We start from the raw sequence: 23,288 nt of genomic DNA on the forward strand, positions 1-23,288 counted from the left end.
TCATGAGTTCGCGGTGTTCTTTCAAGGATCGAGAATCGAGAAGCTGTTTGCCGCGTGACAGGCATCCGGCTTGGTGATTTGGATCGCGCTTCGTCAGCTCAGGCGGGGCGTTACGAATCAAGACCTACGTCGCGTTGTGAATTGGCCCTGGATACAACGCGTCTTGTTGATTTCGTGTCTCGTCACCAGAGCAATCAGTATGCCATGACCGGAGAGGTGTTGCGCCCTCCTTTGAGACAGAAAAAATGACGTCCGTCGGCTCCGGTGCAAGGGATTAGCTGCCTGTAGTAGAGTTTGCGACATCGATGCCTGAAATCAAACATTAGCCGGTAGAGTGAATGCGCCACCAGCGCTATACTGGCGACAGTGCGTTAGGAGTTGCATCTCTTGATAGTCTGAAGGAGCGGCGATGGTCGACGTTGAGAGTCGATGAGATGGACTAGTCATCTTCCCTGACCGCTACCTTACGAAGAAGCGCTCGAAATAACTCGATGGTATTAGCCCCAACATTTCCGGTGGCCGGCCGTCCTTACTCTAATGCGAGCTCGGCCGATTTAGCGCTCATACGGCTCGAGCATCGTCACATAGATGACGCATTGGCACTGTTTCAAACCCGGCGAGAAGCGGATGCTGCTATCTATCGGGTACAACATGGCAGTACGGACCGAGGCGCCGCCCTCGAATTGTCACGCGCTGGCCACGTGGTTTGCGAGCCGTAATGAGATGAACAAGCAAGCATCAGAGGCGATCATAAAGAGCTGCCAGGATGACAATCGATTCATCGGCCACGAGTTGATGGGCCGCTATCGGCCCGCTTCATATGTTCGAGCAGATCGTCCGATGATCCGAGCGGGAAGGCCAATGAGCGATTGTTTTGAGGTGTCAGAGGCCCAAAGGCAGATGTGCCGTTGCTAAGGCCGGCTCTGTTCGGCGGTGGGCGCGAGAGGCTCGACTTCGTGACGGAGTTGTTCGGCGGGCTCGCCCATCGGGTTACGATGAGCTTGGAAATCCATCTGTAGGCTGTGTCGCATGGAGCGGAGCGTGCAGGGCCCGTATTCAGCGTCCGTGAGAGCATTCATCTGGTTCTCAAAAGATATGAGCATCCGAAAACCGATAGTAGGGGAGCAAGTAATGATGAACATCTGCGGCTTTCTCAGCAGATGGTTCGCTGAAGAGTGGTTCTGGAATGCTGCGCTGAGGACTGAGCTGGCGCCAGTTCATCAGCTTCCGGACAATGTCATCTATGTGGACTTCAAGGCGATCCGGGAAGCAAAGGAGGGGGCGTGCGAGCGCAGATTATAGAGAAGCTGGAGGCCGGCCGGGTAAAATACGGCCGGTTCGCCAGTGTGCCTGGATCGGGCCCTCATGGCCTGTTTCTTGTGCAGGGGCCTTGCGGGTGTGAGCTCAAAATCAGTGGATTAGTTCGTCCTAGCTGGGAGCACGTCGCTGTCTCGACGCCGCGGCGTTGTCCAAACTGGGAGGAGATGTGCTTCGTAAAGGACCTATTTTGGAACGAAGAAGAATGCGTGATGCAATTGCATCCGCCGCATTCGCAATATGTCAATAACAGTCGGTATTGTCTGCATCTGTGGAAACCAATCCATCGGGACATCCCGATGCCGCCAGCAAGCTTTGTGGGTATCGTCGGGTTAGAGCCATCCGAAGCGGCAATATTGTTCTCACGAATGAGCGCAACGGCATGACGAGGACAACGATTTCCTGAAGAAAAGATCCGAGCCGGTGCCGCAGGGTTGGTTCTGCACCGCCGGAAGGCAGGGGGCCGCGGACATGTCGGGGCTTTCCGCCAGTCGCAAGTGCGGAAGTCTTGCCTCTGATATCCGCACACCAGGCGGGAGGTGCTCTATAAAGTGGACGCAAGAGATGTTTCATGTGCTGGAGCAGCCCGTGCCATTGCGGGCGGGATGATGATTGTTTTCAGCGGGGGCAACCACTCCGGCCAGAACTGCGTGCTTGTCGGCCGCTGCCCTGCGTCTGAAATCGGAAACGGCGGTTGAAGCGTGGGCTCGCGAATAGTCGGGCTCGAGTGCGACGCTCTTCCAAAGCTTATCAGTTCGTCAGCTCGTCGACAGCTTGCAGCAATATCATTCGTAGGCAGGGCGTGAGCTCCCCGCACTCGCTTTAGACTAAACGTACGCTGAAGAGACAGGCGAACCATCATGTATAATCGAGTTGGTGGCCAATCGATACGCTCTGATCAGGCCGACGAATCAAATCAGTCCGCTGACACTGGCAGCTTTGCGCAAGCGCTTACCGAGTGCGTGCAACGAGAGAGCTTGCCGCCTGAGGAGTTGTCTGACCGAATGGGACTCTGCTGCAGCAGGCCTCATACCTCAGACGCAAACGTTTACAGCCCGGGCTCCTCGAGCCCCAGCACGTCCTCTCTGTCCTCAGATTCCAATCTGTCCTCTCCGGGGGGGCCGATTCGTCCCCTGTTTCAATACAGGACGGCTGAATTGCCCGGGGCCAATGTCAACGGCATCTGCGTCGGTTTGGCAGCGGAGTGGCTCCGCAATCAGCACAGCAGCCCTGCATCCCGAATGGGCGCGCTGCGCCCGGGCGCTGAAAACCATGCCTCGGCGGCGGTGCGGCAGCGGCGGTATGAAGATATCAAGACTGAGTTGCGAAACGACAGGGCGGGAGGTTCTCACAACCTTCAGGCAAAAAGTACAATGCTGCGCGAGGCGGGTTTGGAGCCAGCTGACGAACAGACGCGATATAGGTTTGGCTCATCTTCGCGTATTGCCCAGATAGTGAACGAAGTCACCGCCGACCCGTCGATTTATTTACTCGGCTTACGGTTCGCCGCAGGTGGCGCACACACTATGGCAACGTCCACGTCGAATGGAATGACGACGCTCTTTGATCCCAATTATGGTGAGTTTACCGTTCGGTCGGACCAAATGGGTGAGCTGTTCAAAAGCCTCGCCGACCGCTACAGCAACCTGAACGGACATGATATATCGACGGTCGTCACACAAAGGATGACCTGAGCATCGGGCTTTCAATCGGCCGTTCCGACCGTGCCCGTGTCCTTCCCGGTTTTCGCGGAACCGAGCCGAATCGAGAGCGGCCGCGCCCCGTTGAAGTGGGGGGCGCACTGATAGCTGCGTCCTCCTTTAGCATGCGACAATTTGCTGTAATGGAGCTCATGGCGGCCCCGAAGATGAAGGCACGTTGATATAGCGGCCGCCCGACATCGATAGGTAGCCCATCCAGCCGTTTGCTTCGCCGCGAGATATCGGACGTCGGATACTACTAATGTTCCTGGTTGCTATGCTGACACTCCGGCACGTTTGGGAGGAACTGTCAGGCACCACGGCCTCTGGTGTGAAAGCGTGTTCGGCTTCGAGAAATCACAAACGGCCTGGACTTCGTTTCGGGAAGCGCGCATCTGCGGCATCACCTTTGCCGTGATCCACAATTGCAGCGTGCGTTTGGCTTGCCCCCTCGTCGGCTTTTCGAAAGCCAAGCCTCTTAGCATAGGCTCTCGTCTCTCGATTGATGCGGCCTATGACTGGACTGGTGGCAGTAAAAGCCGGGCGGATCTGCAAGAGATTATGTTCTCAAAACAGAAGGAGAGCTGTATGGATTTTAACCAGATCGACGGCGGTGGATCCCCAGGGTCTCCAGCAGCGTTCACCTGGACACAAGAGGATCAGGATCTATTCAGTCGGATCATCAATGAGCCCGGGCCATCCTCGTCCGCCGTGCCCGAGGAGACGGCGTACGATGTTTCATTCGCCGTTCCCGAGAAGTTTGCCCACGGCTCTCAATCCGCTCCCGGCCGAATGGTCGAGAGACTGGGCCGCTTGGGTCTCCTGCCTGACACCGACGATGCCGGCCAGGGTGACAGTTCGAGGCCGAGGCACAAAATCGTGGCCGCCAAAACCGATGTCACCAAGCCGACTATCAGCGGCGAGTCCGCTGTGAATGGCGCCCGGAACCTAGGCCGGACGATCCTGACCGACCGAATCCACCGATTGACGCCGTCGAAGCCCTGACACGCTCGTCTGCTGAAACAACCTATGGCGCGGACACGGTTGATGCCCGTTCGTCGAAGACCACCAGCCGGTTATGGCCAGCCTAATGGCGTCGCGCATGCGCAAGTCAAACCGCCTATGACCACTCTCATCCGGCTTAACCAATCCAATGAAACTACTCCGATGAATCCCGAGTCGGCTGTACGCTAATCAGATTTCCGTCAGGTCCAGGGCATATCTTCCGCGCTAGAGCGCACAATCGTACAAAACTGACTCGCACGTCAGGTTAGTGGCGAGTGACGTCCTGTCAACGCGGCCAAGGGGCTCCGCTCTGAAGCAAAAGTCGTTGAGGCCGACGCCGCAGGCCTCTATGCCACCGTCGGAATCGGCGCATTCTAGCTCGCATGGGAGATTGATTTTGACGAGAGCCGACTGGAGAGCGAAGGAAGCCGGCGGATCAGAGGTGGACTGGTCCAGCCCTGAAGCAGATCTTGGCGGCGGAAACGATCGCTCGAAGTTCAGTTCTGTCTTGCAGGGCTTGCGCTCTGAAAATCAGGACCTGACTGCGGGCTCGGCCCGAACGCCGACTTCGGCCAGCGATGCCCGACGCCGCACGTCAACCGATCCTTCCGTGAATACGCATGTCGACGAGCCAGCTTTGCGGTATTTGGCGCATCGCGGCGCGCCAAATTGGGAAGAAAGTGCGTCGCGTTCCGGTGCCGAGAGCCGTCGTGCCGAACAGCCCAGGAGTTCACGAGGTGCCTCTTCCTCGCACGGGCAATCTATATCGGACCTGGAGGCAGCGCCAAAGCGGCGGCGCCTGGATTATGTCGCCCCGCAGGGCAGGCAAGCCGCGATTTCAGAACAGCAATGTAACGCCGCTCTGGACGCCATTTATTTCGCTCGCGACATTGCCCAATTCTCACGTGCAGTGGTGGAAAACGACAAGCGGCTGCAGCGGGTCGACAAGAAGATCCATGCGGCCTTTATGCAAAAGGCTGCCGCCCAGTTCAGAAGCCAATTTGTTACCCACTTCGAGGACGATATCCGCCGCAGGGAATCCTTCGGCCACGCCACGGCATGCAACGCTGTGACTCGCGAGGCTGGCGGTCAGGAAGGCCTTGAAGCTTGCAAGGCGGTGGCATCTCGGGTGTCGCAGCTTTCCAATACGTTAATGCGCGAACTCAAGCCCGCTGCTCTTGCGCTGTTCGCGACATCATTCGGTCGGCAACAGCAGTCGAAGACATGCCGCAATGGAGTCATCAGAATCGCCGAGTTTTGTCGCGATGAACCCAAGGTACTTGCCGGGGCGAATAGCCAAAATCTCTCGCTGTTGGTGAACGGTTTCAGCAAGTGGACGCAGGAGGCGGGAACTCGTGAGGGCACGGAAGCTATCGCTCGCGTGGTCCGTCGTGCCGGCCGCAACAGCGAGCTCTCTGATTTTGAGCAGAAACATTTGGCGATGCTTGTGAACGGGTTCAGCAAATGGCCGGACGCGCCAGACTGTCGCGACGGCACGTTTGCGATCGCGTCTGAGGTTCTTCGCCGCCGTGAGTTCACTTTGTCCGGCTTTGAGCCGCAGACACTGGCGAATCTGGTAAGCGGCTTTAGCAAGTGGCCGGACGAGGCGGACCCGCGCGAGGCCACATTGGCGATCGCGAGTGAGGTGCTCCGCCGCGACCGCCGTGCTCGGCTCTCGGAATTCAATCACCAGAATCTGGCTAACCTGGTGAACGGCTTCAGCAAATGGCCGGACGCGCGGGACTGTCGTGACGCTACGCTTGCAATCGCGGGAGAGGTCCTTCGCCGCGACGAGCTCTTCCATTTTAAACCGCAGGAACTGGCAAATCTGGTGAACGGTTTCATCAAGTGGTCGGACGCGCGGGACTCGTTCGATGCGACGTTTGCGATCGCGGGCGAGGTCCTGCGCCGCGGCGCCCGGCATTTTGAGAGCCAGCACTTGGCGATGCTTGTGAACGGCTTCAGCAAATGGCCGGACGCGCGTGACTGTCGTGACGCTACGCTTGCGATCGCGGGTGAGGTCCTTCGCCGCGACCGTTATGCCTCGCTCTCTAAACTCACTCACCAGCAAGTGGCCAACCTGGTGAACGGCTTTAGCAAGTGGCCGGACGAGGCGGATACGCGCGACGCCACGTTTGCGATCGCGGGCGAGGTCCTTCGCCGCGACCGCCATGTCCGGCTCTCTGAATTCACCTACCAGGAACTGGCTAACCTGGTGAACGGGCTCAGCAAGTGGGCGGATGCGCCGGACTGTCGCGGCGCAACGGTTGCGATCGCGGGTGAGGTCCTTCGCCGCAGCGCCCGGCTCTCTCAGTTTATTCCGCAGGAGCTGGGGAACCTGGTGAATGGCTTCGGCAAGTGGCCGGACGCGCCGGAATGTCGCGAGGCGACGTTTGCGATCGCGGGTGAGCTGCTTCGCCGTGCCGAACTCGCCCATTTTTCCCACCAGCACCTCGCTAATCTGGTAAACGGTTTCAGCAAGTGGCCGGACGCGCGGGACTGCCGCGAGGCCACGTCTGCGATCGCACATGAGGTCCTTCGCCGCGGCACCCAGCTCTCTCATTTTACTCCGCAGGAGCTGGCGAACCTGGTGAACGGCTTCAGCAAGTGGCCTGACGCGCCGGACTGTGGCGACGCTACGGTTGCGATCGCGGGTGAGGTCGTTCACCGCGGCGCGCGCGGTGAGTTCGCACTCTCTGGTTTCAATCGTCGGGACTTTGCGCACCTGGTGAACGGCTTCAGCAAATGGCCGAATGCGCCGGCCTGCCGCGGCGCCACGTTTGCGATCGCGGGTGAGATCCTTCGTCGCGGTGCCCGGCATTTTAGCGACCAGCACTTGGCGATGCTTGTGAACGGCTTCAGCAAATGGCCGGACGCGCCGGACTGTCCCGAGGCCACGTTTGCGATCGCGCGTGAGGTCCTTCGCGCCGAACTCTTCGATTTTGCCCCGCAGGCACTGGCAAACCTAGTGAACGGGTTCAGCAAGTGGCCGGACGCGCCGGACTGTCGCGGCGCGACCTGTGCGATCGCGCATGAGGTCCTTCGCCGCGCCGAACTCTCTGATTTTACCCCCCAGGGATTGACGAACCTGGTGAACGGCTTCAGCAAGTGGCCGGAGGCGCCGGACTGTCGCAAGGCTGCGTTTGCCATTGCGGGTGAGGTCCTCCGCCGCGGCGCGCGCGATGAGTTTGCACTCTCTGATTTCAATCGTCAGGACTTTGCGAACCTGGTGAACGGCTTCAGCAAATGGCCGGAGAGTGAGGATTGTCTCAAAGCAACAATGGCAATCGCCCAGGAAACCCGTCAGCATCAGCTCTCCAATTTCCCTCCGCAGGCAGTGGCGAACCTTCTGAACGGCTTCAGCAAGTGGCCTGAGGAGCCGATATGCTGTCAGTCCACCATGGACATCGCGCGCGAATTGGGAGCTGGAGCGCAGCGATTTAGTGTGTTCACCACGCCTCAGCTGGCGATGCTCGCCAACGCTCTGTCCCGAACGATCATGAGGGCGGAGGAGAGTGGGGAGATTACGGATGCTGCTCTGCCGAAGGATCGGTTGCACAAGCTCGCCCACTACCTGCACTATGATAATGATCGCCTGTTGAAGGCTGAGGTTCTGAGCATCACGAACATTTTCAAGGCGCCGGGTAAGGCTGGCCTATTCGATGATCTCGGTTTGCTCGCGCCGACAGGCTTGAGTCGGCTCTCTGAATTGCGTTCAGCTCCTGGTTTTTCCGCCGAGAACAACCTTGAAACTATGGGTAATCTGAGTGCTGCTCTGCTGCCGCTCGCGCGCAGCCTAGAGAAGCCACTGCGCTGGCACCGCAGGCAGGCCCTCAACGTGCTCAACGACCTTCAGCCCGTGCTCGAGCAAAAGATCAAGGCGCATCTGAACGCGGGCGATGCGGAGCGGAGCCGTGGGCCCCTTGCGAGCCGGAGCCCCGCTTTATCGATCTATCAGACGCTCAAGGCCCGTGCGGCGCTGGAGCGATTGTTCAGGTCACCCTATGTCGAGGGCAACGGGGCAAATTTACGGGCCAGGCAGAAAGAGCTGCAGCGCGGCACGAGAGAGATCCTGGCAAGCGCTCGCGACCTGATTCAAGGTGATCTGTCCAGCATGAGCTGGAATCTGATTGCGCAGATCGAGGCTGACAGTCCAGTGGACGCGCTGGACTTGTTCATGGAGCAGGATGCGGCGGCGATCCAGGCGCAACATCCTCCGTCGGCGTTCGACGTGCATCAGGTATTGCGAGCCATGGACCACGCCCCGAGGTCTCCGCAGGGTGAGGCGGGACTGATGCAGCTGCCGGTCGTGGACATGCATGGGGGGCCGTTGGCCATGGAGCCGGAGACGCGGTACTCGATTTTCCATCGCCTGACTTCGGGGGTCCTGCCCGTCGTCGCGGTACAACTGCCGGCACCCCCGAGCGCATTCATGCTAGCGCGTACGGTAAATGTAAACGGTATCCCATACCGGATGGACCTGTTCGGCGGCAGCAGGTTAAAGCCGCCACGATTGACTGTGTCTCAAGTTGCGACCCGCACTCGAGACGAGCAAGCAAAGCCTTCGGGGGGGAAGCTGCTGGCGATTCCCTATGCCGAAACCGCGCCGGGTACAGCATTCGAGCAGCTGTCGCGCGCGTGGGCCCCTTTCAAAGAGGCCTATTATTATAATCAGCGCAGAGGCTTTGCGGCGCCTCCGGCGATCAAAGGTCTGTCACCCCACGACTCCGCGCTGGAAGGCGCCTTCAAACTGGCGCTGCTGCCGGACCGCCCTGCCAACGTGGGGCATCCCTTCCAGCTGAGGGGGCCGGACGGACCCATTGCATTGCGACCGCACGACGGCTGCGGCTTCATCCGAGGCTCGCTGGCCAAGCTTATGCCAGCTGTTCGCCGCGCCGGCGAGCAGGAAGGTCCTGACCGCGTGCATGCCTTTGCCGAGGGAACGAGAGCGTCCTTGCCAGCGATGGCCTTGCAACATTATCCGCGCAGCGAGCAAGTAGCGGATGAGGCCCGGCAGAAGGCGATGAGCTGGCTTGAGAGTCGGGTAAAGCAAGAACTGACGTCGGAGGAGCTGTTTCGGGTCGTAACAGCCGCGAACATCAATGGTCCGGGCGCCATCGCCATCCCATCCGGTGATGGCTGTCTGCATGTGCCGAGGCTCAAGAGCGAAACATTGACCGGTGGTGGCGTGCTGATCGGGCGATCGCCCTACGACCAACCCAACCTCCGCCCGTTCGCCCTCGATCGGGTCAGGTCAGCTGCGGATGGGGACCCGACTGCGGCGTTTCTCGATCAGTGCGTGACGATACAATACAGCTTCAACGTTGCCCACAAGTCGGGGGAGGAGCTGGCAGTCGATGATCCGACTTTCTTTGCCAAGGGGCTTCTGATCGTGGTGCCTGATGAAATGTGGCCGGCCGACTTCGCCGATCGTGGCTTGGTGATGTCCGCCGAGGACGTCAAGTGCCATTCGAGCTGGATCAAGGGCAAGGACCGCGTAACCGCGGACAGCGCGCTCGATTGTATCGGGATCCTGCAGGCCACTGAGATCTTCGCTCCGGGGTCCCTGGTTGCCATCCCGCCTGATGAGCAGAAAAAACTCGACGGCGACTTCGATGGCGATACGGCCATTATCATTGCCGACCGGCCGCAGCTTTACGAGCATGTCAGGCAATTCGACCAAGAGGAGCAAGCTCGCGGCCTCCGCTCGCTCAAGCCGCCAAAGTCCCATACCCCGGCGATTGAGGACGGTCGCTATAATTTCGGTCGCGCCAGCCAGATTCTCGCCGCCACGCGGAACGTTCTGGAAACCTATACCGGCCTGCAGCGAGGTTTTCTGGCTCAATCACATGAAGCCCGACAGTGGTTTGCCGAACGTGCCATATTCGGCACGTACGAAGGCATTGACCGAGAGCTCAAGCGAGACATCCGCGCCCTCCTGGAGCAGGAACAGGTTAGTGCTCACGACGTCCGGGACAAGCTCGAGAAGGCGCGGCACGATATCGAGCTGGCACACCATCCCATCGCGCGCGAGACGGCCGAGTTGCTTCTCACCGAACTCGAGGCGTGGGCGGCTGGTCTCGACCAGCAAGTCCCGCCCGAACTCCTGCCCGAAACAGCCGCTACTGCGAATGAAAGACAGCTCGCAATGAGCCAAGAGCTTTGCGAGCTGTTTCCGCCGCTTGCCGAGACCTATCCGGCAACGGCTCACCCACGGGACCGCGTCCAGCTTCTGGTCGATCGTTACCCTACGCGCATCGACCCCCGACCGGATGGTTACATGCCGCACGACCTCGTGCAAAGTGCAAAAAACCTGCTGAGCATCGGCATCAAAGTCGGAACTGACGCTTACAAATCCGACACTGGCGCTTACGCCTTTATGATCAAGAGCAGGCAGCTTCAGCGCCTGTTGCAACAGACACCCGGGTTGAAGTCGGCTCCATACACCAAGAGCTTGGCGGCTACCCTCAACCAAGGTCGTTTCGATGTCGATGCAGCCCTGGAGGATCTCAAGGACAATCCGACGCTGGCGGCTTCGATCATGCAAGCCTCGATCAAGCTCGCTGCCGAGCGGGGGATTCTGCGCGAACCGTCGGATCTAACGCTTGCTACCGAAGATGTCGCCACCACAATCACGTTGACTCGCGAGGAGGCGGCACAGCGCGCCCAAATGGAGGTTTCCCGCGCTCAAGCCGAAGAGAAGGACATCACCCGGACGGCAAAGGCGGTTGCCGAAGCCCTTAAGGTGGCCGGCATCGAGGTGAAGATGCCCCATTTGGCTAAGCGTCTTAGATCGCCAAGCTCAATGACAGACGAGCTCACCGGACTCCAGGCCAGCTCTGAGACCGGCGTCCAGCTTTTCAACAACGCTGTACGCCACGTCTTCGAATTCTCTGACAGGGATTTTACACGTGCCTTCAAGAAAGCCATTCTAGCGTTCGAGGAGAGCGGGTATAGCGAGGTCAGCACGACTAACTGGTTCAGGACGCGATCGCGGACCTTCGCTGGCATCAAGACAGTGTTCGGCACGCCTGGCGGTTACCGTTTTGAGCTCGAGTTTCACACGGCAGACAGCTACAAGGCCAAGCTCGACAATCATGAGACGTACAAGGAGCTGCAGAAGCTCAGACGGCTACAGCGAGGGAGCGAAGAGCCCCCGGATGAGTCTATAGCCGAGCAGCTCCTGGAGCGCGTGCGAGGGGCGTGCAACAGGGTTGTCATCCCCGAGGGTGCCGCAGAGATCCCCCATTGGGAAGCCGAAGCCGGCAATCGCGTTGGCGCTCGCCCTGCTCGTGTGTCGAACGTGACCCGGCCGACACGCGCAGCGCGGTCGGCACGCGCTACAGAGATTGTTGGCGCCCTCGACAACCGCCCGATCGTGCTCGTTGGCATGATGGGGGCCGGGAAATCCACTGTGGGACCTGCACTCGCAAAGCAGCTGGGGCTGACGTTCGTCGACTCCGATAAAGAGATCGAGGCGAAGACTGGCAAGTCCATAACCAGGATTTTCGCGGAGGACGGCGAGGCGCATTTCAGGGATCTCGAGGCGAACGAGATCTGCCGTCTGCTCGATCGGGGGCCGCTGGTGCTCGCAACCGGTGGCGGAGCCTTCATGTCCGAAGAAGTCCGCCGTCGTGTCGGCGAGAAGGCGGTCTCGATCTGGCTTAATACCAACGAGGACGTGATCAGGCGCAACCTGCGACACGACACCAACCGTCCGAAAATACAAACCGCGGACCGGGACGAGATGATCACAAAGCTGATGGAGCAGCGCAATCCTGTGTATAAGCTCGCCAATCTCACGATTGCCCCACAGGACCGGCGCGAACTCAAGAGCGCGGATGCTTGTCTTAGCGAGCTGCACGGCTATCTTTGCGCCGGTGGCGGGCTAGACGCCGGGCAATCTGGCTCGGTTATGGAGGAGATGCCATGATCCACGTCACTATAGACTGCTACGGCTCCCGTCAGACAATCCATCGCAGTGCTGGATCTGTGCTCGATTTCCGTCGACACCGTTCGACTTGTGATGTCAAACGTTTCAAATCGGGGTTTGTACCCGGGAGCCCTGGCCGATGCCGGCTTCGTTGACGGCGCCACGGATTTGCCAGCTGACGATATCGCGGCCGACTACGCTCTGCTGCACGAGCAGTTGCGAGGCATGATCAGTTTCCTGCGGCGCAGACGCGGCTGGTTGAGCCCAAGCAAAGTCATCTGCTGGCAGCGAAATGACCTTCAGGAAACCTCAAGGGCGATTTCTACGACCGGAATGGCGACGACACGGCCAGCTTTAGTTTCTGTCATTGAATGACGACGGTCCAGCTGACAATGCCCATTGGTCTCCACTCCTGCTGGATCGCCACGCGCCGGAACAGGTGGTTGCTTATGACTACTATTCCGCCGGATCGCGCAACAGCACCGCTGCGGAACAGCTCGCAGAGACTGCGCGCCGGCTGCAGCCAGCTCGCATAACCCAGCAGCGAAATGGCTCCGATTGTGGCGTGTTTGTGGTGGATGCTAAGGTGGCCTTGGTTGGACGATTCGCACAAGGAGAGCGGCCTGGGCCCGTGTGCATCTCGCCCACCTCGTCGCCGATCGGCCGGCACCGCAGCACCGATTGATGGTTGGGGCGAACGGCTCTGGCATGTCCCTGAATGTCTGAACAAGTCCGGCTTGGCGGCGTTTGACGCGGTAGACTGGGAGAGCCGAGCCCACAAACGGAAGGCTGAGGGATTTACATTTTGGCGCAAGCATAACCAGCGTTGCCGACATAACTACTGCATTCGCGGGTGGACGGCGGCGATCACGATCAGGTTGACATTGCGCGCGCCCATCTGTTTGTTGCTCCGTAGGCAGGGCTGGGCAGTTGTGACCAGCTGCCGATGTGATGCCAACTATCTTAGCTTTCGGGCGATGCGCATCGAGAGGTTGATCTCGGAAAAGACCTGCTGAATCGGATTACGGCAACAGCATCCACTTTCTTGGTGCGGAGGACAGCAACGCTAAGCCCAACATCAGTGTCGGGTGTCGACGCGGGCGATTGTAGATCAATCGTCTCCGACCGGACGTCCTCCCGTCGCTCGCCGACAACGACCGTGCTGCCGGTCCTGATCAAGTTAATTGAGCATTCCCGGTTCAATAGTGCGAGGCTTGGATGAACGGCCCTGGGAGTATGTCGATGAGATCATCGACGATTGTCAGGGCACGTATGCGCGCCAATCGCCTCATCAAGCGTACGCGCGAAATGCATCCTAGATAAAGGAGATACCGCAATGGTATCGCCTTGTCGCTCCCTCTCTCGAGGTTTGCCTGAGTAGCGCCCTATCCTCGCTCTCGCCAGCGTTCTGCGGCCTTAAACGCGAGTGCATATGGCCTGATTGAGAAAATCGCGCAACGCGCAATCCCCGACGGCACCACGCGCTCAAAATAGACGTCGAGCGCCAATCAAATGGGCCTCAGGCTACGCTCACATCCGGAACCCAAACAAGTGCGCCTATAGGGCGCCGAGCAGTTCGATCCCAACGTCGTCGACCGGAGGGCGCTTGAGGCCGCCGTCAACGCATTGTCGGAAATATGGAAGCCGCGCCGGCGATTCGTGACGAATGTCGGAAAGCTGACGTACTCAGGCCCTGAGAAAGCGCGCAGAACAGCGACTTCAGTTGGCGCGCCGCTTGCTTCGTTCACGGCGTCAGCAGGAGATTACCTATGTTGCTAGCTGTGGTGGAGCGACACGTCGAGTATCCAGCGAAAGAGCGTCGTCTGCACTGAAATCTCGAACAGAACGATGCAGGTCTTCGCCGTCTGAAGCCCAGTTCGAAATACGCAGCCCGATCGCGTCCACGAGCCCGCAAGCCGCGTGCGCCTTGGTGTTTCCAGAGGCAATGTCGGGGCACTTAATTGGACGCTCCAGATATCTGTTCATATAAGTCACTCGTGCGGATATGAGAAGAAGCCCGACGATCTCACGGATAAACGTAGCGAATGCGCGTCCCGTCGATGTGTACGTATCTCCCGTCAACTTGACAGCCAATGGCAGAGCACATCTGGGCCATGCCGCGGGGCCGTATCTCAGAATGGATATTGTGCAGAAGCACCTCAAGAGAGCGGGCCATCATGTCCGTTCGGGACTGACGACCGACGGTTTCGAGAATCATGTCCTTGTTCGAGCGGCCCGTGAGAACGTCGATCCGTCCGACTTAGCCCACGCTTTCCATACGAAAATCGTCGAGGATCTCGCCTCGGTAGGTATCGTTTTCGATCATTTCGATGATCCGGCGTATGGCAGGAATCTGCGGCGCTTTTCGAAAGTCGGCAACGCGCTCATGGGCGCCTTATCTGCAGCGGGCTCGCTACATTTCTCCGCGGTCCACTTACCAATGGACGATGCGGGTTCTGCCGCCACACCACGAGAAGAGCGGTTCTGCATCGGAGGCTGGTTCGGTGCCACCTGTCCGGTTTGCCTGGCCGCAGCAGGTAGCTTCTTCTGCGAACGGTGTGGACATCATTTCGAGCCCGAGGAAGCGTTGAATCCGTTATCGAGGCGCGGGCGGATTGTCGAGTGGCCGGAGAATATTTCCGCGTTCCTTTCAATTCCGGAAAAGGAACTGCTTCTACGAGCTTGGGACGATACTGCCATCGAAGCCGGCTTTCTGGAGATAGGACATCGATATGTCGCGCGCAAAGGACAGCAAATGCGGCTGACCGTGCCGGGACTCCACGGGTTGGCCTGGAAGTCGCGGCATTTCGACACCCAGCAGATATTGTTTAGCTACTCCTCGTTACTCTACGCTCACTCTCTCTATTGCGGGCAAAAGGACACGGAGGACGCGGGCAAGCCAAGTCCTTTTGCGCGCGAGTCCGATGCGTTCCTCATCGGCGGTACTGGTATCGATAACACCATTCCGATGCTTGTCGGAGTTACTGGATGCGCGTTAGGCCAGAACTCGTTTCGCTCGTTCGATCGAATTTTCTTTAATCACTTCCTTCGGCTGAACGGATCGAAGTTCTCGACCAGTCGCGGGCACGTGATCTGGGCAGGTGACATCGCTAGAATTCCAAATATATCCGTCGATGTACTTAGAGTGTACCTGTCCGAAGTCTGCCCGGAAGAAGCTGAAACCGATTTGGTGCCAGAACAACTGGTCCATCGTTACAATGCAGTTCTCGATAGGATATCTGCGGCCATCGACCGCTGCACGGAATCCATAAACGCGATGCCGGCTCTCGCTGGATGTCACGTCGATGGCGCGATGATGGCCACGCTGGATGGGCTCTACGAGAAACAGTGCGCCGCGCTTTCGCTCGATCATCTACGCGTATCACAAGCGTCGAGGCCGGTTATCGATTGGGTCGATCATCTTGATGGCGCGCTGGACCATCACTGCGCCTACACTTGGCTTATGGGATTCAGCATACTGGCTTGGCCGCTGATGCCCAAGATAGCAGGAGCCTTGTGGCACTGGCTCGGTCATGGCGCACATCCCGTCGCTGCACGTGCATCGACGCCTTCATTCCAACGATGCGGAACCGCACCGCAGATCGGTGGGCGCAGGCTGGCGGTTGCGGATATTGAACGATGCCTTCCGGGGAAGATTGCAGCATGACACGCGCCGCAAACATCGCTCCTGCGGACAAACTGCCCAGTGCAGTCCCGTTGCAAGTTTCCATCCCATTCATGCTTGGCAGTATCAGCCTGGCCACATCCTATGGCTCAAGCTTCTTCCTCGTGGATGCCCTGAGGTCCATTGGGCAGAGCGCCACGACCGCTGGAGCCGTCATTTCGACCGGTACGATCGCGACAATACTGTGTTCGCTCCTCGTCGGCCGGATCGCAGATTCAGTGGGCTTGACGCGAACTATCAGCGCGGCCGCGGTGATGATGACGATCGCGATGGCATGTTTCGCGTCCGCGTCAACTTCGACGCTTTTCGCTTACGCAGGCGGATTTTTTCTCGGCGTTGGGTGGTCTGGCTTTTATATGCTGGCGCCGCTTGAAGTCCTGAGACACGTGCGGTCTGAGGCTCGGATCAAGTATCTTACCCTGCTTTCAGGGTCTCAAATGCTGGGTATCGGACTTGCTGCTCCTCTCGCGCGCGCCGTCGCGGAGACTGCAGGATCCTATATTGCAGTTTATGCCCTGTTCGCCGCCGCATGTCTTGTCGCCGCGACCTTTTTCGAGCTTGCGGGCAGGGGCGCCCACGCTTCTCAACCGAGGATGCCGAATGTAGGTCTCACCCTGCAAGGCGTGATGGAGATCTTCAGATCGAGCACGCGCTATCCGATCATCATGATCGGCGTGGGGGGATGCGTTTTCGCCGGTCTTTTCACGTTCCAAACGCTTTACGCCGCGTCGCGGGCGCAATCTGCCGACACGTTCTTTCTTGTCTTCACGCTGACAGCCGTCTTCATGCGATTTGCGGTGGCACCGATTATTGGAAAAGTCCGCATTGAACGCGCGGTCGCGGTGCTCTTCATGTGCACCATTGCGGGACTGTTGATCCTTTTCGTCAATGTAGACAGTACAGCGATCTACATCATCGGAACAATGGTGTTCGCGCTGGGATACGGTCTAAGCTATTCGACGCTGAACAGCATGGCCGTCGATCTTGCCGACCGGGATGGGACCCCACTGGCCATTGCGTCTCAGGTATTCACGCTCTCCTACTTCGTCGGCTTGTTCGGATTTCCGAGCATCGCCGGACAAATCGTGAAGGCCAGCAGCTTCGATCATCTTCTGATGAGCATGATGATGCTTGTCGTCGCCAATGCCGTAATTCTTACGACACAGGTGTTCTCGGCCGGCCGGGCGCACTGACCAGCTTCTTGCGGAGAATCACGGGATGCCCAAGCAAAGCGATAACCATGACGTAGTCGCGATCGGCGCGGGTCCGGCTAATCTGAGCTTGGCAGCGCTCGCAACTCCAATTCCGGAAGTTTCCTTGAACATCCTCGAGAGTTCGGAGACGCTCAGGTGGCATCCCGGCCTACTCATAGGAGGCTCGGTCATGCAAACTAGCCCGCTGAAAGACCTAGTCACGCCCGCGGATCCAACGAGCGCATACAGCTTCCTCGCCTATTTGCATGATAAAAGGCGTCTTTATCAAGCTATCGTGCGGGGACTGACGTCTGTCAGCCGCAGTGAATTTGAAGACTATTTGCGCTGGGCGGCGGCGAAGCTGCCAAACATTCGATTTGGCGTGCACGTTACCGCAGTCGAATTGCGCGGCGAGCTCTTCAATATCACAACGAGTTGCCGCAATTACCAAACCAGTACGATTGTGGTTGGTGTTGGCAGGGTACCGTCTGTCCCCGAGTGGGGCCGTAATGCACCGCCAAATGAGGTGTTTCACGGTAGTGCCCTTCTCCTGCAGCGGCGTGAGCTTTCCGGCAAGCGCGTTGTGGTCGTAGGCGGCGGCCAAAGCGGGGCCGAAATATTTCTTCACCTGCTTGGTGGTGCGTGCGGTCCGTTGGGAACTCTGACGTGGGTGACATGCCGCGCAAACATATTCGCCCTCGAAGACAGTCCTTTCGTCAATGAATGGTTCTTTCCGCAACATGGTGATTGGTTCTTTGACAAGAGTGCGGCGGCCCGAAAGGAAAGTCTTGAGCGACAGATATTGGCCAGCGACGGCGTCAATGGCTCGACGCTGCGCGCTATCTACAATGCACTGTACGATCGCGAAGTTCATAAGCGGTCCTATCCAGAGCATGTAGAAATACGCGTGGCCACGACGGCTGAGGACTTGCTCGGCGTCTCTCCCTTTCGCTTGCGCTTGCGCCACCAGGAGACGGGCGCTTGTTCACAGCTTGTCGCAGACATTGTCGTCCTAGCGACAGGCTATCGCACCGAAATCCCTTCGTTTCTAAAGCCGATCGCAGGTCGGCTCACGGTCTTGGATGCCCCAGGTGGCTCCCAAGAGATCATGGTCGACAAGCAGTTCTCGGCGCGCTTTGACGGTCCCAGAAAGTGTCGTTTGTACGTCCAGAACGGCGCACGCTTTCAGCATGGCATCGCCGATACAAATCTGAGCCTGGTTCCTTGGCGTGCTTCGCTGATCCTCAATTCGATCATCGGCCGCGTAGCTTACGACTGCGGCCCTGCAACCGGTGCCCTCAGGTGGGATGGCGTTGATCCCGAGGCCTCCTGCTGACCGGCGAACAGGTCTGCGCCATGTCAGGACCGGCCGATAGTCGTTCGGAGTATACGATGAAGAATGCACAGTTGATGACCCTGGGTGAAATGACGGTCTATAGTCCCGGTGTAGTCTTGCAGCCCGTCCAAGATTCCGAGACCGCTTGTCCCGTCGAACTCATCGAATTCCGACTGGATCCGTTCGCGGTGTCGGCGCCTCATTCCCATCCGTCCTGCGAGATCTGGCGCATCACGAGCGGCCATGGGCGGGTGATAACGGATGACGGAGAGTTGGCTATCAAGGCCGGCGATCTGGTGTTTTTGCAGCCAGATCGAACCCACTATCTTGAAAATCGTGGTGGCGAAGTTCTGAGCGCTTTGTCCATCGCCTGGGAGCGGGCCCGATGACCGACAGCATTCATGACCTCGCGGTCATTGGAGCCGGGGTCATGGGCCTGAGTGCCGCCTTCATTGCAGCGCGTAGTAATCCTCGGGACAGAATCGTCATCTTCGAACGAGAGACCGTAGGGGCAGGTGCCAGCGGGTTTGCTCCAGGAATCCAGATTAACATCGGCCGTAATGAAAAGGAAAGAAGCCTGTTCATTCGCGGTTCGAAGATTTGGCGAGAGCTCTATCCCGATGGGCGGTGGCCCGATGGTCGGAACTGTGACGTGTTCTGGTTGACGCGTCATCCGGGAGAACTCGCTCAGATGAATTGCGTGGGCGATACCACCCCATCAACATCCTTCGCGCTCACAGGGAGGCTTTCCTCGCTGCCGCGGTTTTTGGTTCCCGACGATATGGCCGTGATGCTGGATCGGGGGTCTTACTGCCCGGTCCGTTCCATTCTTCAGGATCTGGCCCAAAGGCTCAAAGCCGGGGGAATTTCGATATGCGAGGGCACATCTATCGAACGGATATGGCAGGGGCCAAGCCGTATCCTTCTTCAGGCCTCTGATGATACCGAACGCTCGGCAAAGCGAGCCATTCTGGCAATCGGTCCATGGCTTCAAGGATCACCGTTGCGCGCGCATCTCGCGGACGAGCCGCGATTGCGAGTAAAAAAGATCGTCGCGCTTCACTTGGCGGCGCGTCCTACCGCGAACTGTCCAATGATCGCCCTGTTCGATGACTACGCGTTCCTCATTCCCATGATCGAGGAGGGGTATTGGCTGTTCAGCTTCACATCGCAAGAATGGGATGTGAGGCCTGACGCCGGCGGGCTGCAGGTCAGTTCGGACGATCTGGCGCGAGCCACCGCAATCCTGGCAAAATGGTTTTCCCCTGACATGCCTGCGGTGGCATCAGCGCGTGTGTTTTGCGATTGCTATTCAGACGATGGTGTCCCGTTCTCTCGTCCGGCTCAAGATGTCGCCGGACTGTATGTCATTGGCGGCGGAGCGGGTAACGGGTTTCGCTTCGGACCGGCGTGTGCGGAAGAGGCAATAGGATCCCTGTATTCTCACCATCGATAGGTTTCCGGCGTGCCGTGATGAGAAGACAAATGCCAGATACGATTGGTATGGAAGCCGATCCCCAGCATGATCTTGCAGCTGCTGGCCGCGAGACGTCGAGATCGACCATGATCGTCGATCTCAGCGCCATTGAAGCCAATTATCGCAAGTGCCAGGCGCTTGCGCCTCGCAGCGCTTGCGGCGCCGTTGTCAAGGCCGATGCCTACGGTCTTGGCGCGGCACGGATCGCGCCCTTTCTGGCTTCGCTCGGCTGCGCGCACTTTTTCGTAGCCGATGTGGAGGAAGGCATTGCCCTGCGCGATGAGGTGCCATCGTTCGCAAAGATCTATATGCTCCACGGCGCTATGCCAGGCATGGAACTGGCGGCCGAGCAGCACAATTTGCTGCCAATTCTCAACAGCAGGGAGCAATTGGAGGCTTGGCTTCGGCATTGCCGGCTTCGGAATCGCGCGCTGCCAGCAGGAATTCATGTCGACACGGGCCTGTCTCGGTTGGGCTTTTCCATTGATGAGCTGGACACGATCGCCGGGAATGGAAGCGGGTTATCGGAAATGCGTGTCGTGCTGTTCATGAGCCAGCTCGCTTGTGCAGAGTGGCGAAACGAGGTCTGCCTCGAACAACTAAATCGGTTTCGCAGACTTGCCCATTTGTTCCCGAATGCGATTCTTTCTTTATCGAATTCGGCGGGACTGCTCGCCGGATATGAATTTCACTTTGATCTCATAAGAGCGGGCGGGGGAATCTTCGGCTTCTCGACGTCCGATGATCCCGATTTCAAACCAAAGCAAGTCGTCCGTCTACGAACGAAAATCATCCAATCCCGTGTAGTCGAGCGCGGAGAAGCCATTGGCTATTTCAGGTCCTACACCGTGAAGAAGCGGATGCGGATCGCGGCGGCCGCTATTGGTTATGCCGATGGATTTCCGCGTACGCTCGGCAATCGAGGGCACGTCTTCATATGTGGGAGTCGCGTCCCTATCGTCGGGTTCGTTTCGATGGATGTTATTACCATTGATGTAACTGACCTGGACGAGAATTGGACACGGCCAGGTACGGTGGTGGACCTCATTTGCCCGGAGCAAACCGTGGGAGATATGGCGTCATCCGCGAAAATGCTGAGCGATGAATTGACCACAGGCATCGGACGGCGATGCCGCAGACTTTACGTCTCATCCGAACGAAATGATATGAGGTACCGGTGAACTCCTCCACTCGCCGATCCCAGCAAGTCAATCGAGCGATTTATCTAGGCGATGAAGGCATACGTCTCATGCGTCCGACCTATTTCACCGCCGAGGTGCGTCGATTCCACCGCCGCGAGAAACTGTTCTACCTCGATCTTCTGGATGCGACCCGATACGAGTTGATCATAGAAGTAGGTTGTAGCGGCTATCGCCTTATCGGCATCAAAAACGACGACAACGATTATCTTGGCATCGATATAAGTCCACCTCGTGTGCGCCGGTTAAAGAGCAGGAGAGGAGCAGTGATCCGTTGTGAGGCCGGAAAGTTCTTCAAAAAAACACGGCTGGTCGATGAGATAATGCGCCGATATGAGGAAAGGGTGCTTTGCATACTGCCATTTAATTTTCTTGGTACGATGGATGCGCCGATCGACTTTCTGACGCTGGTCTGTAAAACGCCATTTGATCTAGCTTTGTCGCTCTTTTCGACGAGCGAGACGGCAACGTTGGCTCGCCGCGAATACTATGATCTTTGCGGCATTGCCGTTCGGGAGGTAGTGCGCACGGATGACTATGTTCGGTTAGATTGCTCGAACGGGTTCCAGGCGTTCGCTTTCGATCCGGTCTTCCTCGTGAACCATATATCGGCGTATGGCTTCCGCTTGAACGACATACAACATTTTGATGTCTGTAACTTCCTCCATTTCAAAAAGAGTCATCAGGAAATAGCTGGTCAAGATACCGAACACAGATGTTAGATCGTCGACGTCAGGCGGCAAGCAAGCAACAAGGAATGCTACCGTCATTTGCCGGCCCAGGGAGGCAACGACGAGCATACGGCCGTGCCAAACCGAGAGCTGAGGCTCGCGACGATCGAGACGGTGTCGCACCGCGGAGTGTTCCTTCGGCTTCGCTCCACTTCTTACGATGAGGCTGAAATCGTACTGCGCAGCCTTCGGCGTGCCGAAAGCAAAGCCCTTGTGCACTTTCTCGAGACTGTGTCGTCCAAGTCACCAAAGAGTCTGAGCTTCGGCCTATGTTCAGCCGGAGAGAGGACTTCCATGTACGACGTCTACCTGAACGAACGGAACGACCTTCTCGTCGTTCCTCGAGGCAGTTGCATTCCAATCGATCTCAACAGGAACTGGCGGAAGAAACGTGTCGTTCGCTCGGTCAGCGAGCAAATCCGCGAAGATGTCCGAATCCATGGCTACCATCGGCGAAAGCTCCCGCTAAGTCGCTCAATGAAAGCCTTGGCTGACACGTCGGCTTGATCTACATACTACGAGTGATGATCTGCAAATAAGTTGCGAACGGCCGTAAATTCGCGGCGTTTCATTGGCGGGCCGAGAGTGCCGACGCTCCCTTCGCGAGCGACCGCCTTCCAGTGATCCGGACGAGGTCGTCAGCGCTTGCGACAACCCAAACGATCGCACCTGCCTACAGATGATAGCGAGCGGCTTTATGGGGCTATTTCCCGCTTTCGCAGAGAGAATGCGACCAATAGCATGCTCGTCCAAACCGATGTTACGCGAAGATCCTGCTGGATTTTGAAAGCGGGAACCGGTGAGCAAACAAAAGGGCAGGATCGTGATACCCATCAGGTCGGGACGTTGACGCTTCTTGGCTGAGATTCACACGCGTCATTTCCGGAACCCAAATTCATTCCGATGATGCGAGCGCAGCGCGGGGTTATTTTCATTTCGTGATTTCGACGACCAGCGGCTCGGCGGGCTTAGCTTGAACCCCTCGGTGGGGCCGCTTCTTTACGTGATCTTATTGGTGCGTTGTGACTAATCAGGGCGCTACCAGAGAACTTTGTCGGCGCTATTTCTCCAAAGCTCGATCAACGGATCGATCGTCCACACCTGAAGGAAGTTCGAGTAACGACCGCTCTCGTGACGCTTCCGTTACTTAGCCAGCGGTGTCCTCCGCAGCGACTTCCTATCGCCTGAGCCGAACTTATTCCTGGCCACCGCTAGATGCCCCTGCTTTCCCAAGAAGGATCTCGGCACGACGCCACAACTGTCCTGGTCAGATAGCTGCGACAATGCCAAGCACCCTGTTCGGAAGAAACGTTGTCCATCCGAGTGTCGAGGTCCGCGGCTTGGCTGGCGCAACGCTATAGTAAATGTACATCGCTCGTGGCTTCGTCCAGAGCGTTCTCGGCTCTGCTCCCTGACACACACCAGATCCTTGGATCGATCTGGACCGTTGGCTTCGAATTGAGAGGTCGCGAAATCCGCGATCGGAGGACATGTTCTCATGGAACGGCATCAATAGTCAGTGGTTGATCGGCAAAAGGCATTCCGGCACGAGGTGGGACACAATCAGCGTACTTTCCGTAGCATACCTGACGTGTTCATCCGCCGCTATGCTGAGGCCCATTCACTCTGCTCAAGGCCGAGCGGCGCCCGAAGACGTCAGGCTAGCTAACTTAGGCGCTGATATGAATGGCTCGATGGTTTCGCCGTCGGGT

At 58.1% G+C, this 23,288-nt stretch carries 12 protein-coding genes; all 12 read left to right on the forward strand.

The genetic code is table 11. From position 1 onward, the window contains the following. The first annotated feature begins 1,131 nt into the window (after positions 1-1,131). The 12 genes from Q2M23_RS11505 (at position 1,132) to Q2M23_RS11560 (ending at position 21,567) form a co-directional block, all read left to right on the forward strand. On the forward strand, positions 1,132-1,302 hold the full coding sequence (locus tag Q2M23_RS11505) for a hypothetical protein (RefSeq protein ID WP_176937243.1): 171 nt from the start codon (positions 1,132-1,134) through the stop codon (positions 1,300-1,302). A 1,019-nt stretch (positions 1,303-2,321) separates the two neighbouring features. Next, positions 2,322-3,011 (forward strand): YopT-type cysteine protease domain-containing protein, encoded by a 690-nt coding sequence (locus tag Q2M23_RS11510; protein ID WP_316395684.1) that lies wholly within the window; start codon positions 2,322-2,324, stop codon positions 3,009-3,011. A 345-nt stretch (positions 3,012-3,356) separates the two neighbouring features. Next, positions 3,357-4,022: a hypothetical protein gene (locus Q2M23_RS11515; protein ID WP_316395618.1), complete on the forward strand. Its 666-nt coding sequence runs from the start codon at positions 3,357-3,359 to the stop codon at positions 4,020-4,022. A 397-nt stretch (positions 4,023-4,419) separates the two neighbouring features. Further along, entirely contained in the window at positions 4,420-11,955 is a 7,536-nt protein-coding gene (locus Q2M23_RS11520; RefSeq protein ID WP_316395620.1) for a shikimate kinase, read from the forward strand. Between the two features lie 93 nt (positions 11,956-12,048). Beyond that, complete coding sequence (locus Q2M23_RS11525; RefSeq protein WP_092090053.1) at positions 12,049-12,330, forward strand: hypothetical protein; 282 nt, start codon at positions 12,049-12,051, stop codon at positions 12,328-12,330. Positions 12,331-13,960: 1,630 nt separating this feature from the next. Then, positions 13,961-15,622 carry a class I tRNA ligase family protein gene (locus Q2M23_RS11530; protein ID WP_316395621.1) on the forward strand — a complete coding sequence of 554 codons (1,662 nt, stop codon included), beginning with the start codon at positions 13,961-13,963 and terminating at the stop codon, positions 15,620-15,622. After that, positions 15,619-16,833, forward strand: coding sequence for an MFS transporter (locus Q2M23_RS11535; protein WP_316395622.1), 1,215 nt, complete (start codon positions 15,619-15,621; stop codon positions 16,831-16,833). The genes Q2M23_RS11530 and Q2M23_RS11535 overlap by 4 nt, the downstream gene beginning before the upstream one ends. A gap of 25 nt (positions 16,834-16,858) precedes the next feature. Continuing rightward, positions 16,859-18,169: a lysine N(6)-hydroxylase/L-ornithine N(5)-oxygenase family protein gene (locus tag Q2M23_RS11540; RefSeq protein ID WP_316395623.1), complete on the forward strand. Its 1,311-nt coding sequence runs from the start codon at positions 16,859-16,861 to the stop codon at positions 18,167-18,169. 56 nt (positions 18,170-18,225) lie between these two features. After that, positions 18,226-18,558 carry a cupin domain-containing protein gene (locus tag Q2M23_RS11545; RefSeq protein WP_092090057.1) on the forward strand — a complete coding sequence of 111 codons (333 nt, stop codon included), beginning with the start codon at positions 18,226-18,228 and terminating at the stop codon, positions 18,556-18,558. Continuing rightward, positions 18,555-19,625, forward strand: a complete 1,071-nt coding sequence (locus Q2M23_RS11550; RefSeq protein WP_316395624.1) for an FAD-dependent oxidoreductase — start codon at positions 18,555-18,557, stop codon at positions 19,623-19,625. Before Q2M23_RS11545 ends, Q2M23_RS11550 begins: the two co-directional genes overlap by 4 nt. Positions 19,626-19,654: 29 nt before the next feature. Further along, positions 19,655-20,827, forward strand: a complete 1,173-nt coding sequence (alr, locus tag Q2M23_RS11555; RefSeq protein WP_316395625.1) for an alanine racemase — start codon at positions 19,655-19,657, stop codon at positions 20,825-20,827. Further along, positions 20,824-21,567 carry a hypothetical protein gene (locus Q2M23_RS11560; protein ID WP_316395626.1) on the forward strand — a complete coding sequence of 248 codons (744 nt, stop codon included), beginning with the start codon at positions 20,824-20,826 and terminating at the stop codon, positions 21,565-21,567. The genes alr and Q2M23_RS11560 overlap by 4 nt, the downstream gene beginning before the upstream one ends. The last annotated feature ends 1,721 nt before the right edge of the window (positions 21,568-23,288 follow it).

This window comes from Bradyrhizobium sp. 33ap4 (assembly GCF_032654765.1).
Taxonomy (GTDB): domain Bacteria; phylum Pseudomonadota; class Alphaproteobacteria; order Rhizobiales; family Xanthobacteraceae; genus Bradyrhizobium; species Bradyrhizobium australafricanum.